The organism is Exiguobacterium sp. s160 (assembly GCF_018617575.1).
GTDB lineage: Bacteria > Bacillota > Bacilli > Exiguobacteriales > Exiguobacteriaceae > Exiguobacterium > Exiguobacterium aestuarii_A.
The window spans coordinates 218,188-233,618 of the sequence record NZ_JACSKK010000001.1 but is presented as its reverse complement, the minus strand read 5'-3'; the positions used below and the strand labels follow the sequence as shown (position 1 = coordinate 233,618).

17 protein-coding genes and 1 pseudogene are annotated in these 15,431 nt (G+C 44.7%); 3 read left to right on the top strand and 15 right to left on the bottom strand.

The window, feature by feature from the left end; all coding sequences use genetic code 11:
- Positions 1 to 30 precede the first annotated feature (30 nt).
- The gene (hisJ, locus tag KNO86_RS01215) at positions 31 to 849 is read left to right on the top strand and encodes a histidinol-phosphatase HisJ (protein ID WP_214691970.1); all 819 of its coding nucleotides are present in this window, start codon (positions 31 to 33) and stop codon (positions 847 to 849) included.
- Positions 850 to 1,000: 151 nt separating this feature from the next.
- Here hisJ and KNO86_RS01210 read toward each other — a convergent pair whose 3' ends face one another.
- The 13 genes and pseudogenes from KNO86_RS01210 to KNO86_RS01150 form a co-directional block, all read right to left on the bottom strand.
- On the bottom strand, positions 1,001 to 1,351 hold the full coding sequence (locus tag KNO86_RS01210) for a hypothetical protein (protein ID WP_074034584.1): 351 nt from the start codon (positions 1,349 to 1,351) through the stop codon (positions 1,001 to 1,003).
- A 200-nt stretch (positions 1,352 to 1,551) separates the two neighbouring features.
- Positions 1,552 to 2,127, bottom strand: a complete 576-nt coding sequence (locus KNO86_RS01205) for a deoxycytidylate deaminase (protein WP_214691963.1) — start codon at positions 2,125 to 2,127, stop codon at positions 1,552 to 1,554.
- A 51-nt stretch (positions 2,128 to 2,178) separates the two neighbouring features.
- Positions 2,179 to 3,408: a toxic anion resistance protein gene (locus KNO86_RS01200; RefSeq protein WP_074034586.1), complete on the bottom strand. Its 1,230-nt coding sequence runs from the start codon at positions 3,406 to 3,408 to the stop codon at positions 2,179 to 2,181.
- The gene (locus KNO86_RS01195) at positions 3,392 to 4,114 is read right to left on the bottom strand and encodes a 5-bromo-4-chloroindolyl phosphate hydrolysis family protein (protein WP_214691961.1); all 723 of its coding nucleotides are present in this window, start codon (positions 4,112 to 4,114) and stop codon (positions 3,392 to 3,394) included. Before KNO86_RS01195 ends, KNO86_RS01200 begins: the two co-directional genes overlap by 17 nt.
- Positions 4,115 to 4,311: 197 nt before the next feature.
- Entirely contained in the window at positions 4,312 to 5,664 is a 1,353-nt protein-coding gene (locus KNO86_RS01190; RefSeq protein WP_214691959.1) for a sodium-dependent transporter, read from the bottom strand.
- 122 nt (positions 5,665 to 5,786) lie between these two features.
- On the bottom strand, positions 5,787 to 6,659 hold the full coding sequence (locus KNO86_RS01185; protein ID WP_214691957.1) for a diacylglycerol/lipid kinase family protein: 873 nt from the start codon (positions 6,657 to 6,659) through the stop codon (positions 5,787 to 5,789).
- Positions 6,656 to 8,161 (bottom strand): ABC transporter permease/substrate-binding protein, encoded by a 1,506-nt coding sequence (locus KNO86_RS01180; RefSeq protein ID WP_214691955.1) that lies wholly within the window; start codon positions 8,159 to 8,161, stop codon positions 6,656 to 6,658. The genes KNO86_RS01185 and KNO86_RS01180 overlap by 4 nt, the downstream gene beginning before the upstream one ends.
- A 10-nt stretch (positions 8,162 to 8,171) precedes the next feature.
- Positions 8,172 to 8,888 (bottom strand): annotated as a pseudogene (locus KNO86_RS01175) (ABC transporter ATP-binding protein); the annotation flags it as partial.
- A 106-nt stretch (positions 8,889 to 8,994) separates the two neighbouring features.
- A complete protein-coding gene (locus tag KNO86_RS14725) occupies positions 8,995 to 9,720 on the bottom strand; it encodes a 3D domain-containing protein (protein WP_285800655.1) in 726 nt (241 codons plus the stop codon).
- Positions 9,721 to 9,958: 238 nt separating this feature from the next.
- A complete protein-coding gene (locus KNO86_RS01165) occupies positions 9,959 to 10,411 on the bottom strand; it encodes a GDYXXLXY domain-containing protein (protein ID WP_214691951.1) in 453 nt (150 codons plus the stop codon).
- Complete coding sequence (locus KNO86_RS01160; RefSeq protein WP_214691950.1) at positions 10,408 to 11,592, bottom strand: DUF2157 domain-containing protein; 1,185 nt, start codon at positions 11,590 to 11,592, stop codon at positions 10,408 to 10,410. Before KNO86_RS01160 ends, KNO86_RS01165 begins: the two co-directional genes overlap by 4 nt.
- Positions 11,593 to 11,609: 17 nt before the next feature.
- Positions 11,610 to 11,810 carry a DUF2187 family protein gene (locus KNO86_RS01155; protein WP_012726121.1) on the bottom strand — a complete coding sequence of 67 codons (201 nt, stop codon included), beginning with the start codon at positions 11,808 to 11,810 and terminating at the stop codon, positions 11,610 to 11,612.
- A 40-nt stretch (positions 11,811 to 11,850) separates the two neighbouring features.
- Entirely contained in the window at positions 11,851 to 12,474 is a 624-nt protein-coding gene (locus KNO86_RS01150; RefSeq protein ID WP_353047389.1) for an NUDIX hydrolase, read from the bottom strand.
- 112 nt (positions 12,475 to 12,586) lie between these two features.
- Between KNO86_RS01150 and KNO86_RS01145 the strand changes: the two genes are divergently transcribed.
- Positions 12,587 to 14,125 carry an FAD-dependent monooxygenase gene (locus tag KNO86_RS01145; protein WP_214691946.1) on the top strand — a complete coding sequence of 513 codons (1,539 nt, stop codon included), beginning with the start codon at positions 12,587 to 12,589 and terminating at the stop codon, positions 14,123 to 14,125.
- Between the two features lie 50 nt (positions 14,126 to 14,175).
- Here KNO86_RS01145 and KNO86_RS01140 read toward each other — a convergent pair whose 3' ends face one another.
- On the bottom strand, positions 14,176 to 14,427 hold the full coding sequence (locus KNO86_RS01140; protein ID WP_214691944.1) for a hypothetical protein: 252 nt from the start codon (positions 14,425 to 14,427) through the stop codon (positions 14,176 to 14,178).
- A gap of 95 nt (positions 14,428 to 14,522) precedes the next feature.
- Here KNO86_RS01140 and KNO86_RS01135 point away from each other — a divergent pair, with 95 nt between their 5' ends.
- Positions 14,523 to 14,810, top strand: a complete 288-nt coding sequence (locus tag KNO86_RS01135) for a hypothetical protein (RefSeq protein ID WP_214691937.1) — start codon at positions 14,523 to 14,525, stop codon at positions 14,808 to 14,810.
- Between the two features lie 33 nt (positions 14,811 to 14,843).
- Here KNO86_RS01135 and KNO86_RS01130 read toward each other — a convergent pair whose 3' ends face one another.
- On the bottom strand, positions 14,844 to 15,419 hold the full coding sequence (locus KNO86_RS01130) for an NERD domain-containing protein (protein ID WP_214691935.1): 576 nt from the start codon (positions 15,417 to 15,419) through the stop codon (positions 14,844 to 14,846).
- Between the last annotated feature and the right edge of the window lie 12 nt (positions 15,420 to 15,431).

Genomic DNA, 15,431 nt, shown 5'->3' with positions numbered 1-15,431 from the left:
ACCAATTGAACTGAAAAGGACGTGTAACGGATGTTTAACTTTACCCATGATGGCCATGTGCATACCCCATTTTGTCCACACGGCACAAAAGACCCGATTGAACAGTATATTCAAGTCGGGATTGAAAAAAACCTGCAAACGATGACGTTCACAGAACATGCACCGTTCCCACAGGCATTTATCGATCCGGTGCCGAATCAAGACTCCGCGATGTCGATCGACCTCCTTCCTGACTACCTTAATACGTTGCATCAGATGAAAAGTCAGTATCAAGAGGTCATTGACATTAATGTAGGACTAGAAGTCGACTTGTTACCACATCTAGAAGAAGAGACGATTGCTTTGTTAAAACCATATGCTCCCCTTCTTGATGAAGTCATCTTGTCCCAACACTTCTTATTGATAGATGGTGTATATATGCCAGTAGATTATTCTGCTGAAACGTTTGATGACCTCGTTCAAGCGCTCGGTTCATTTGAAAACGTGATGAAAGCTTATTATGACTCGATTGAACGTAGTCTTGGCTTTCCATGGGAAACGATTCAAGTCGCTCGGATTGGACACATCGACTTACCAATCAAATATCAAAAAAATTATGATTGGGATCGTTCAACAATCAGACAAGAGGAAGAACGTCTCTTGCGAGCGATTGCCGATCGAGGATTCGGCCTCGATTTTAATACCGCCGGACTTAGAAAACCTGAATGTGGTGAGCCATACGTCGCAGGACTCGCCAAAGATGCGAGCCAATTGAACATCCCTTTCACGTTAGGATCAGATGCTCACCTCGCTAAAGATGTAGCCGCTGGATTCGACATCATTGCACAAAAAAAAGCCACGTTCCTATGAACGTGGCTTTTTGACAGCGATCTAGCTATCTAGATCCCCATGCTTATGGTTGACAACGATATGGCATTCCATTTCTTCATCTGTAAACATCATACCATAACGAAGAATAGATGCAACAAAAAATTGGGTGAAATGGTTCACCCAATTGAAGTTACATCGCTGCGTATAAAGTTTTTAAGTCGTTCGTCGCTGCCTCATCCATTTGGAGGGCTACAAGTTCAACATATTGAAGGGCAGGATCTTGATCTTTTGATAAAGCAACGATTTCAGCGGCTGCCTTATCGAGTGCTAACAAAATGCCTGACACCCCGAGTGTCGGATAGTAACGAAGAAGTGCACGGACATGCTTAATCTCAGAAACTTCATTTCCATTGATGGTCAACGATTTGACTGCCAATTCCTGATGCATGCCAATCGCAAATTTATCTTCCCATACTTCTTCAAGTGTGATTAACGCTTCTACTTCATATGCACCATCTGTAAAGCGAACGTGTTTTTCCATGAACAAATTCCCCTCTCCTGAATCTACTTTTATTATATAAGAGATTTTAGAGAGTATATTGTGAAATATTGAACATTATGTGTAAAGTTTGTCTCACTTCATTTTGAACAACAAAAAAGGCCCCTCCGAAGAGGGGCGAATAATGGAAGAGTAAAACACCATTGGCAGTACATTAATAATATATCATCTAATGAAAACGTTTACAATGTATTTTTGTACATTTTTTTAAGTGGCATATGTAACACTTCGATCCCACTCTCACGCATTAATTCTAATCCATCACCATGCTCATATCCGACCGCATAAACGACGCGGGCGACGCGCGCTGCAATCAGAGCAAGAGAGCAAGCATGACACGGTGAATGGGTGACATAGGCCGTTGCACCGAACGCATTCGTTGAATCGGCAGCCAATTTTCCGATCGCATTAATTTCAGCATGAATCTCATGTTGCTTCGACCAGTGATGATGATCATACGGGTCTGTACATTTGATATATGTCACACCGTCCCGGATGAGCCGAGCGGGCTCATTGATCATATCGAGATTCGTCGATGAAACATAGTCAGCATGCTTATAGAACCCGTCTTCTTGCTTGATATAAATCTCATTACAATTCGTATGACCAGAAGGTGTACCATTCAGACCAATTGAAATCGGCTTTTCGTCTTTTACGATGACACAAGCAACACTTTTCGATGCACACTTCGAATGTCGTTCTGCCATCATATCGGCGAATAATAACCACGTCTCGTCCCACAATCGTTGTTTCTCCATATAAGCCCCTCCTCGTAGAAAAGGAAAGTCTGATTGCTCAGACTTCCCTTCTTAATATCCTGTATCTTTTGGCAGTTCTTTATTTTTTGAGGCAATCTCAATGACTTTCTCTTTGAGCTCATGCTCCATCCGGTCGAGTTCACGTTCGGCGTCACGACGCTTTTGTTTTCCTTCTTGTTGAATGCGTAACGTTTCATCGAGTGTCGAGAGTAAATTCTCGTGGGCGACTTTAAGGGATTCCACAGAGACAATCCCTTTTTCATTTTCTTGAGCGATTTCAATCGAAGAGTCTTTGAGCATCTTCGAGTTCTGCTCAAGCAACTGATTGGTCGTCTTCGTCACGTCCTGTTGCATGCGAAGTGCTGTCTTCTGACGTGTCAAACTAAGCGCGAGAACGACTTGGTTTTTCCAAAGCGGAATCGTATTGACGACCGCTGACTCGATTTTCTCAGCGAGGATTTGGTTGTTCTGTTGGATGACTCGGATTTGTGGCGCCATCTGCAAGCTGATGGTGCGACTCAATTTCAAATCATGTAGCTTCTTCTCAAACCGATCTGCCAATTGAATCATATCGTTCAACTGTTGAAGTTTAGACTGATCTTTTGAAATTTCGACTTCTTGACGAAGTGGCGCGATTTCATGTTCACGTACATGGTCAAGTTTCGTTTCGCCCGCAGCGATATAGACGTTCAACTCTTCGAAATACCGCTTATTCTTATCATACATTTGATCGAGCATCGTAATGTCTTTCATCAGACCGAACTTCGCACGATCGAGGTTATGGATGACCTCTTCCAAGTAGACGTTCATTTTTTCGAATTGAAGTTTATAGTTTTCGGCTTTCTTTTTCGCACGACCGATGAGCGGGATGTTGTCCATAAAACTCTTCTTCTCTGGTTGAAGCATGTCCGGGTCCATCTTTCGGACGTTCTGCATTAAGTCAGACAAGAGTTTCCCCGCATCCCCACCATCTTTCATTCGAACTTCCGTCAGAATTTGGTCAGAGAATTGTGAAAGTTCACGTTGAACGTTCGAGCCAAACAACATGACCGAATCTGTCTTTTTAATATCAATCGACTCCGCCAATCGCGTAATTCGCTCACGGTGCTCTTGAGGCACGTCTGGTTTGGCTTGGATGGCAGGTACTTCGTGAGGTTGTGAAACAGATGACCATTCCACAGATGGGTCGCTAAACCCCTCTGTTTCTGTTTTCGTTTTCGTATCAGATGTCAGCTCTTCTTCCGGCCATGACTGCCAGTTCGTTTCATTCGATGAAGTCATGTTTCTTTCTCCCTTCCGGCTGATCAGATAAGACTCGCTCCATCATGATCAGTTCGCGTTCAAAGTCTACGGCGTCATCTTCAAGGAGACGTCCGCGTTGTTCTTTAAATTTATCGACAATTAGTCGCATATTCGTGATTAATTGCTCTCGAGTCTCTTCTTGAATGACGACTCGTTTTCCTTCAAGTTCTTTAAATTTCAAGACGACCGAGACGAGGGAATCTAAGTAGAATGTGAACAAGTCTCGAACATGTTTTGCGTCTTGTGGATTTTCGAAAAGTTCTTCGAACAATTCGTGTGCTTCTTTGGAGACAGCTTTCATCTCACGCCTTACTTCCACATCTTTGATTTCAGGAAGGACGCGGTCAATCTGTTGTAGCTTTTCATATCCTTGTTCAATCGTCCGTTGCAAAAATTGTAGTTCTAAATCGTCCGTTGCCTCGAATTGACGTGCCGGGACGGGTTCCTCAATCGGCTTGAGGATTCTTGAACCTGAGAACGGTTCGTCCTCATCGAGCAACAGTTTTTTCTTGGCACGTTTCGCGACCATTGTCGGTGTTCGTTGACGGTTTTTGCGCTTGTTCGTCGACCAGACTTCATTCAAGACGAGCGCCCCTACTATAATGAATAACCAGGAGAAATCGAATACGTTGATGGCAAAGTATATGACTGCCCCTGTCAGGGCCCATTTCATCCATGTTTTCATTCTTTTCACCTCATCTCATGTTACTTCTATTGTACATTACGAAACCTATCAAAAAAAGTTTCGTCATCCCTATCATTTTAGCATAATAAAATTCGTTGTTTCCTCCGTCCACAGGTGTAAAAACGAATATCTATATCGACTTCTTTCCCGTTGTGCGATGAAAAAAACCGTAGACCTATAAGCCTACGGTTTGTCCATTATGTTGTGACCCACGTTGAAACCATTACAATGGCTACTGTCACAGGAATGACGTAGCGAATGAGCGCATGCCAAATCGGATAAAGTTTCTTACCCGGTTCTGACGTTTGAATCTCATCTTTCAAAATACGTTGATCGACGACGTATCCGACAAAAATCGATGTTAAGAGTGCCCCGACCGGCATCAAAATATAGCTGACGAGGTAATCCATCGTATCGAAGAACGTCCGACCATTCCAAATCTGTAAATCACTCAATAGTCCGAATGACAAGGCAGATGGAACGCCTACGACAAACACGAGAATGGCTGCCGTCACGGTTACTTGCTTCTTCGTCCAAGTTGATTTCTTTTCGTTCAACCGATCTGTCACACCCGCGACAACTACTTCTAACATCGCGATTGACGACGTGATCGATGCGAACGCGAATAATAGGAAGAACAACACCATGAAGAAGCCGCCTAGTGGTACTTGATTAAAGACAGCCGGTAATACGACGAACAGTAACGCCGGACCTTCAGCCGGATCAAGTCCTGAAGCGAAAACTGCCGGGAAAATAGCAAGTCCAGCTAAGAGTGAAACCGTAATGTTCAACAAAACAATCATGTTCGCAGAACGGTTCAACGTTCCTTTCGTCTTTATATAAGACGCATATGTCAACATCGCCGCTACCCCTAACGATAAGGAGAAGAAAGCTTGTCCTAGGGCAAATAGTACCGACTCACCCGTCAATGCAGAGAAGTCAGGTTGTAAGAAGAAGCGAACCCCTTCCATCGCCCCATCGAGTGTCAATGAACGGACGACGAGTACAATGAAGCTGATGAACAAAAGCGGCATTAAAATCTTGCTCATCCGTTCAATCCCTGCTTCGACTCCGCGTAAGACAATCAATAGCGTGATCAACAAGAATAAGAATTGTCCGAGTACCGCGATGCCAGGTGTTGACACAACATTTCCAAATACATCTCCGAACTCGTCAGCTGTACGACCACTTAATGTCCCACTTAAACCGAGCCCGATATAAATAAGGACCCATCCTCCAATAACACTATAGAAGGAAAGCAACAAGAAACATGCGATGACACCTAAGTAACCGATAATGCTCCAACGACCATGTCCTAATTTTTTGAAGGCAAGAAGTGCCGTCTTTTGAGTTGAACGTCCAACGATGAATTCACCAATCAATAGTGGCAGACCAAGTAATAATGTGAACGCCAAAAACATGAGTAAAAAGGCACCGCCCCCACTAGTTCCAGTGACGTATGGAAATTTCCATATCGCACCTAAACCGATTGCCGACCCTGCGGCAGCTAGAATGAATCCAATTTTTGAGGCGAATGAGTTTTGCGCCATGATTACCCCTACTTCCTGTTTTTCATTTCATTTTCATAATAATAGTGAAATACTAACACGGTTCAAGGGTCAGAACAACATAAAAACAGAGAAAAGTCTGAATACTTTTCTCTGTTGATGCTTTATGGCGTTAAAAACGTGAGAGCCCGCTCTCGAATCTGGATTGCTAAGTGATCTGTTTCAAAATGTTCACCGTCGATATCGATGACTTGTGGCTCATTCAACTCAACTTCGACATATGAAATTTGAAAGTGATTCCACTCCTCTGATTTTTGATCGAGACCGAGCTGTTGGGCCAACAATTGTCGAATCATCGGAAGTCCAATTGACGAACTGTGAACGACTTCTAACATGCCATCCGAAAACGATTGCGTCTCCAATTTCGTCGGTACGGTTCCGAGATAACTCCCGTTCCCTACATATAAGAAGCTGACGTCTCCATCGTAAAGAAGTTCATCTCCTCGACGTAAGCGAATCTGAAACGGGTCAGCTTCACGAAATTGGCGGATAGTTGCAAGAAAGTAGCCGATTGAACCTAAAGATTCTTTCTCATCCGGGTCGATTTGGCGTGACGTATCTGCAATCAATCCGACTCCAACGAAATTGAGGGCATACATCTCATCTACTTGAATCACGTCCACATGTTGCTCATGATTCGATTTGATGATGCTCGCGGCTTGTGTTGGTTGAATGGGAAGTTCGAGCGCTCGTGCGAAGTCATTACACGTCCCTGCAGGAATGATTCCTACTGTCGGTCGCTCCTCAAGCTCTAACGTCATCAACCCATTGACTACTTCATTGAGTGTACCGTCTCCCCCGATGACAATCAGATGGTCGAACGATCCACTTTCTTTCGCAAATCGGAGTGCGTCGCCAATTTCTTGCGTTTTCTTGATGATGATTTCTTCATAGAGCGATTCAATCGTACCGATGACTTCCCCGAGCATCGTTTCGCTCGTACCAGACTTCGGATTCGAAATAATCAATGCTCTCATAATAACCCTTCCTGTTCTAAGAAGTCTTTCGCTACATCATAGGCGCGTTCATTTCCGTACGCGACACGACGGTTCAATTCAGACATTTGTTCGTCTGTGATTTTACCTGCGAGCTGATTGAGCGCATCCTCAATTTCTGGATACTCTTCAAGCGTCTCTTCTTTCAAGAGCGGTGCCCCTTGGTATGGCGGGAAAAACTGTCGATCGTCTTCTAGAACGACAAGGTCGTTCTCGGCGATATCAGGGTCTGTTGCATATGCGTCTACTAAATTGACATCTCCTCGTGAAATGGCACGATAGCGTAATTTTTGCTCCATCGAGACGACAGAAGGGAAATCAAATCCGTACTCGTTTTGAAGTCCTGGATATCCGTCTTCACGGTCGGTGAATTCAAGTGTAAAGCCTGCTTTAATATCTGACTGAACGTTTCGTAAATCTGAGATGGCCGAAATACCTTCTGCCTCGGCATAGTCACGTGGAATCGCGAGTGCGTACGTATTGTTAAACTGCATCGGTTCGAGCATGACGTACCCGTCTTCGGCAAGCGCCTCTCTCGCTTGTTCATAGACTTCACGGGCATCGTTTGATTCTGGCGTCTCCTTGACGAGACTCGCGAGTGCCGTTCCGGTGAATTCTGGATAAATGTCAACATCACCAGATTGGAGTGCGCCCCATACAAATGTCGTCTCCCCAAAGTTCGGCTTCACCGATACAGTCAAATCTGTTTCTTCTTCAATCAACAACTTATACATATTCATAAGAATTTCTGGCTCTGGACCGAGTTTCCCAGCTACGACAAGGTCTGTCTCTTGCGAGCGACCAAATGCGAGCGGTGTGATGATGATGAGTGCGAGTACAGTAGAGACTGCAATCAATTTCGTCTTATTACGGGTCGCTGTCGCACCTTCCATCTGACGTAACAAGAAGTCAAACAGGAGAGCTAAAATGGCGGCCGGGATGGCACCCAGTAGAATTAAGTAATTATCGTTACGGTTAATCCCGAGCAAGATCAGCGTACCGAGTCCGCCTGCCCCGACGAGTGCGGCAAGTGTCGCCGTACCGACGATGAGGACCATCGCTGTACGGATACCTGCCATGATAACAGGTAGGGCGAGCGGAAGTTCGACTTTCATCAAACTTTGATTCGGTTTCATCCCACAAGCTCGAGCTGCTTCAAGTAACGATTTGTCCACTTCGTTTAAACCAGTGAATGTGTTTCGTAAAATCGGTAGGAGCGCATATAAAACAAGCGCAATGATGGCAGGTAATGCCCCGATCCCGACGAGCGGAATCATCAATCCAAGCAAGGCAAGCGAAGGAATTGTTTGAATAATCGCAGTGACACCAATGGCGGTTTCGGCGATTTTCTTGCGACGCGTCAGCCAAATCCCTAATGGTACGGCAATTAAGACGGCAATCAAAAGTGATACGACAGAGAGCTGTAAGTGCTCAATCAGTGCCTCGACAAGCTGTCCTTGTCTATTTTGGAACGTCTCAAGCATCCAGCTCACCTCTTCCGCGTTGTGTAAATTCTAAGACGAATGGATCTTCACTCGCTAATATCTCTTCAGGTGTACCAACTAACATTAATTCACCATCCCTCATCAATGCGATGCGATCCCCGAGCTTCATCGCTTCTTGCATGTCGTGTGTGACAAACAGAATCGTCTTTCCGAGTTCGTCATTTAATCGTTTGATGTCATCTTGCAATTGGCCACGGCTAATCGGGTCAAGTGCAGAGAAAGGTTCATCCATGAGGATGACGTCCGGGTCAGCCGCTAAGGCGCGCAATACACCCACACGTTGCTGTTGACCCCCAGATAGTTCCGAAGGCTTCTTCGAACGTAGTTTTGGATCGAGACCGGCAATTTTCATCAATTCCGTCACCCGGTCTTTTGTTCGTTCTTTTTTCCATTTTAATAGTTCAGGTACGACAGAAATGTTTTCTTCCACTGTCAAATGGGGGAATAAAGCAATTTGTTGGAGCACGTAACCGATGTTACGACGCAATTCGAAAATATTGAACTGGTAGATTTCTTTTCCATCGATTAGAATCTTTCCATCCGTATGATCAATTAAACGATTCACCATTTTCATTGTTGTAGTCTTTCCACAACCGGAAGGTCCGATCAATACAAAGATTTCTCCTTTTTCCACTGTTAAGCTTAATTCTTTGACGGCTAACGTCCCGTCCTCATAACGTTTTGACACATCCCGAAACTCAATCAACCTGATCCCTCCTCGACTATTTCCAAAATGGAAATTCAAATAGTATTTTGCCCTATTTTCTGCTTTGTTAAACAAAAAAAGGCTCTCCTTCCGGAGAACCTCATCATTAATAAAGCGTAACTTGAATATGTCGACGCCCCCACTGGATGGCATCCTGTTTTGAATCGACGAGTAAATCGACGATATGTCCTTTGATTCTGCCGCCTGTATCAAGGGCAATCGCGTCACCGACACCTTGAATATGGACTTTAGAACCTAATGGAATAATGGCCGGATCGACGGCGATAATTCGCATCCCATTATAATAGATTGAATCTGTGACATCATGACCGGTTGCCGTTAAGACACGACCGCCATACGCCTTGTTATCAGCCACATCATTCGAGTATGCTGTCGATTCGACTGTAATGACTTTCTTATTCGGCGACGTAGACACCGGTGTTGCCGTTGTTTTCTTGCTCGAAGAAGCCGCTGCTTGTTGTGCTGCCGCACGTTCTGCTTCTTTACGCGCTTCTTCCGCTTTACGCTCTGCTTCGAGTTTAGCAAGTCTTGCTTTCTCTGCTTCCGCTTCTGCTTTCGCTTTTTCAGCAGCGAGACGTTCTGCTTCTAAACGCTTTTCTTCAGCGATGCGTTTTTCTTCAGCAATTTTCTTTTGACGAGCGATTTCTTTTTGTCGTTCTTCTTCGATCGCTTGTCGTTCAAGTTCAAGAGGATTTTGGACGATTTTCTGTTCTGTCCCGATTCCGATCTGAGCAGCATCTGCTTGATCGACAAATGTGAACATCCCCATCATCGCGGTTCCAAATAGAATCATATATTTAATGAATTTCATCGTAGTAAGGTCATCACCTTTCTCGTTATGTAACGAACAGATGTTAATTTACCACGACCCGTCACATTCGAGTAGCCATTTCAACGAAGTGAAACATTCCTGACATATGACTTCAAAAGTGGTTACAGATTGTAACAATTGCAAAAAACGTTGCTATTACTAGGTTTCACAAAAAAATTACAGATTCGTTACAATAAGTCTTGTAACAAACCTGTAATCTCCCTGTCATGCGGTTTACTTATTCAATTGGCTTTAAATCATGCAATCTGAGCATTCCCCACGGTGCAACATCGACTTCGACTATGAACGATTTTTCACCCTCGACCCTATCCACTTCATCTAGAGGGACACGATACGATCCCATTTCTTCTATATAAAGGTTTCGGTCATAATAGTTCGCGCGCACTCCTCCGAAAAATGGTTTTGACTCGACTCGGTCGATGACAGCAAATCCATCATCCCCTTGTTCGAACGAGACATAAACGGTGCCCGTCTCCACATTATGACGTCCTTCGAATTCATCGTATTCAAGGTAAATCGAGTCCCCAAAATACGGATCATACGGTTCGAACGAGGTACCCTTGAACGTGTATGTCTCCCCCACCCACGAGATGGCATAAACAAGGATGACAAACAAAATCGCAATCATAACTTGGACGGCAGGAATGATCCACGTAGACAACCGTTTCATGTCGTCACATCCCTTCTCGTACGATTACGCCACCATAATCCGAGTGACAAAGCAAAGACGATCAGTGCACCAATCAAGAAGAAGAGAGATATATCGAGACGGTCCCAAACGTAAATGAAATAAATCGTCATCTGGACGACTAAGAAATAGATGAAGGCAAAGATGGTTCGTTGTCTCGTCATGTCTTGACGAACGAGATAAGCCAATGCAATCACTTCAATTAATACCGCCAAAAGAACTCCAGAGTCCTCGAACAACGCGAAAGGGATGACTGCGAGCAAACTTACCCACATCAAATCGCTTCGACGATGAATCAAGTAGACGGAAACGAGCGCAATGGATAAAAGCGTAGCCTCTATAATCGAAGGCGGTCTTTGAGAGAGCCAGCTTTCCGTGACGTTCACTAAATAACCGATGGAGAGGATGGCTGCGACGAACAAATATACAGCTTGCCATGCAGCTTGTTTTCGATAAATGAGAAGCAGCACATGTAGAATAACAAGAGACCAAAGTGGCCATAGTCTACCTTCATAGTCGACATATTGTCCAAAGATATTAAGAATGCCGTAAAAGGTAAGCCAAGCGAACGTCCGGTCTAACGATTCCTCCACAAAATGGAACCATACCCAAGTCACGATGAGTGCAAATCCGATCAACGTCAATCCGAGACTTTCGAAACTGTTCGTAACGGCCATAAATGCGGTGATAGCGGAGATCACCGAAAAGATAATGTGCTCATATATGATTCGGTGAATGACTGCCATTGTGAACAGAATCCAAAATAGAAACGTCAACTGTCCGGACAGATTATACGTTGTAAAGATGACCGCCATGGTCGCCACAAAAAAGACGAATCCTAGTACTCGTAATAATGTCACGTACCTTGGGGTTTTCAATCTGACCCGTTCGGCAAACACATAAAATCCAACCATAAAAATAAGAAATAATCCAATCTTCAAAAGGTCGGGAATCGCCTGCCAATTGGCTGCGACGAAGCTGAATAGACTGAGTGCCAGTAAAATTGAACCGACAATGACCAAAACAGGCGGCTTGTGATCATGTTGCTCACTAGCCGCCCGTTGTTTATGTTCATAGTCGACTAGTCTTTTACCGGTCGCTTCATCTAACAAACCCGCCTCTTGCCATTCACGTACTTTTTTGTCAATGGACACCTGAATCATCCCTTTCGGAAAAAAGGTCAGCTGGCGCGTTCAATCAATTCTAATTCTGATTTTAGTAAAACTTGTTTCTCAAACTCGAGTCCAAGCTGTTGGAACTCTTCCATAATCGATACGTCTCCGATTACAGTATTGGTCAGTACGGCGGTCACTTCTGCGACCCATCCTTCACGAGTCGACTTCACGATATCACCTACGAGGAACTCTTCAGACACACCCATTCACTTCCAATCTAAATTTGTTTCTATCATTATAACGAAATTATGTCGGTTTGAATACGTTTTCTTTTATGCGTTGAATAAATTGTGTCAAAAATTTTCCAGTAAGTCCCCAAATGATGTAGTCATCATGTTCATAGAAAGGTTCTTTCATTTTAATTACCCGTTTTTTGTACGCTTTAGCATTCGCCAATCGGTCTAACGGAATATTTTGATCTGGGTTCATCGTCCACTCCATCTCCCCATGAAACGGGTCAATCATGAGCAAGGTGGATACCGGTACCGTAAACAAATGATCGACCTCATCTGTCTCTTTTACGGTCGGTAACTCCGACAACATGCCTACAAAGGGATAAATCAATTGTCGATGGGGCGTGGCGAGCGGCCTCAATTTACCGATGACTTCGACTTGATTGGAGTCAAGCTCGAGCTCCTCACATGTTTCTCGAACGGCTGCTTCGACAGGCGTCTCCCCTTTTTCAAGTCGTCCACCGGGAAATGAAATCTCTCCAGGTTGCTGTCGCATCGTATGAGCACGTACTTCAAAGACGACGTGCCATTCATTCTCTATTTCAACGAGCGGTATCAAAACCGCTGCCGTCTGCTCATAATCTTCTTCCATTGTAAAGCTATCTCGAATTTGCTTTTCTTTGATCCATGGCTGCACACTGTTCACTCACCTTCCGTCATCGAATTTCCTATACCGTTCTATACCCCACTTTTCGTTTAATCGCTGCCAATGTCGGAAATATCATTATTAATGATAGGAGTTGATCACTTTGGACGAACAAGTGGATGTACTAATCGTTGGAGCCGGACCGACCGGCCTAACACTCGGCCTCACCTTAGCCAGATATGGCGTATCATTTCAAATCATCGATCGAAAAACGACCCCGTCGGATAATTCTCGAGCCATCGGAATCCAACCGCGGACAATTGAAGTGTTTTCTCGTTTGGATGTCGCTCAAGAAGTGCTCGAACGGGCACGGACGATTGAGCGAGGGAATCTCTACTTCTCAGGTCAATGGACGGCAAAGCTCGAGTTTTCAAAACTTGTCACCCCATATCCGTTCGTGACATTACTTCGTCAAAATGAAACAGAAGAAATTTTAGAACGTGCCTTAAAAAAACATGGTCACTCGGTGAAGCGTGGAGAATCACTCTCTTCCATCACTCAATATCCGTCGCGTACAATCGCCCATTTGACTGCTGAAGGCGGAACTCATCGTTCGGTCGAAGCGAAGTATGTCGTTGCCGCTGATGGCGCCAATAGTTCGATTCGTCGAATGCTCGCCCTCCCATTCAGTGGGAAGTCGTTCAAAGAGGCGTGGGTATTGGCAGATTTGAAAGCCGATTGGCCGATTTCTCGCGAAGAGGTTCACATTTTCTTCTCGGACCAAGGGGTGCTCGAAGTATTTCCACTTACGGATGAAACGATTCGAATCACAGGAAACCTACGGACCGATGAGTCGTTCGTCGAATCAGACCTCCAACAATTCGTGGAGCAACGTAGTCATATGCCCGTTCACATACACAATGTCGAATGGTTCTCGCTCTTTCGGGTCCATAACCGGATGGTCGATACGTTCATCCATAATCGCGTCATTCTAATGGGTGATGCCGCCCATATCAATTCACCGGTCGGGGGGCAAGGAATGAATACCGGGATTGCGGATGCATTCAACTTGGGCTGGAAACTATGGCTCCATTTGAAGACGGGGGCACCGCATCAAGTCGTCTCGACGTATCGGAATGAGCGTGAACATGTTGCCAGAAATGTACTTCAGACGACAAATGTCGCGACTGTGATGCTTCAGACGACGTTGCCGATGCTATTACCGTTCCAAGCGATTGGGGCAGATGTCTTCACTCGCGTCAATCTCGTCAATCAAAAAATCACGGAACGGATCTCTCAGCTTCATCTATCCTATCCAAAAACGCTACGCATGCCGTTTCGCCGCGTCGCAGAAGGGAAGATTTTCCCAGAGACAGAAATTTTACGAACAGATGATGGATTCCGGACGAAGATTTCAGAGATTGCCGACGGTCGCTTCCAAGTACTCGTTTTCGACGATGGCAAACGTGATTTGACGTCAATCTATGAGTACTTAAATCAGCATCATCCGTTCATTCAGACCATCACCTTGTCGAAGACGAGTCGTCCATTTTTCGACCAAGGGAATGAACTCGCCAAGTCCCTGTTTATGAAACGTGGTATCCTAGTCATTCGTCCGGACGGTTATTTATTGCACAAGCAACATCACGTCCGTCTAAAACCGCTGCAAGAGAAGTTGGCCGTCTGGCTTCCATCATCTTAAAAGTTTATAAATGGAGAGCCTCACCGAATTGGTGAAGCTCTCCATGTCATTTACTCTTCAACATTTACATACAGAATACCTGGTTTTGAGAGCGTCAAGTCATAGAATGCTTCGAACGCTTCGATATCTTCTAGCTTGCGAAAGTCAATCTTGTCCGTCTCTTCGTTCGGGATGGCAACGATAATCCCTTCCTCTGTCGACTTGATCATGCCCGTTTGTCCATTGTGAATGCGAATATAGAGAACTTGTTGATCTTCAAGAAGCGAGATAGCCTCTCGTCTTGATTGAATCGGTTTTTTCATATAATCCCCTCTTTTCCATTTTAGTATAACGTTCAGTTCGTATTGCTTTCAACTCGCCACCCTATTAAACTTGTGTAAAGAAGGGGTTGAATGCGTTGGAAACATTATTCATCATTGTGCTTGCCATCTTGTTCGTCATTTTAGTGACGATTCGGACGATTCGGAACTTAAAATGGATTCGCTTCGGTGAAGCGTTCGGGAAACAAGGGGAAGAACTTCTAGGTGACTATCATTACCTGACAGAACAGGGAATCACTTGTCGCATCGAGCAAGGACTTCCGACCGGAAAGTTATTAAAGCCGCTCGCGAAAAACTTAGACGACCGTGTCGCACTATTCGTTCATCGAGATGATGCGGCAAAGGCAAGAGAACTCTTAAAATAAGAAGAAGGCCAAATCAAATATTTGGCCTTCTTCTTATTTATGTACTTGTCGTTCAGAACAATAGTAGGCAATTTGTTTAACGAGCGGTTCTGTCAACGTCTCAAGATTTGTTTTGCTGATGACCTGATTGACGAATGCGAATGAGTCACCACAATTTGCCTTGACCCGCTTAAGCTTCAACTGTTCCGTCTCGGGGAAGATCAAGAAAGAATAGACCGGAATCGCTTGCCCACACTCCTTTTTCAATCTTGCCCGCACTTGTTTCGTCATTCGCTCTAGCTCCGTGAGAGGATGTGGGTAGATATGCTTCCATCCCATAGACGTCTCCGTCCGACACTCGCGATTCGTTAAATGGACAGGGGCTGGAGTTCGATTTAATTGAATCAAGAATACACCTTTCGGCCCGACGAGCACGTAATGAACGAGGTCCTCGCCAAATTCGACTTGTTCAATCATCATCCAATCAAATCGACAGGTGTGCCTGATGTTTTCGACGAGATGATCTGTATAGCTTGTCGGTGCTTTCATCACTTCTTCTTTCGTTCGAAACAGCTTTCTTGTCTGTTGTTTAACGGGTTGTTTCTCCGTAGCCGTTAACACTTGCAACATTCACTCCACCCC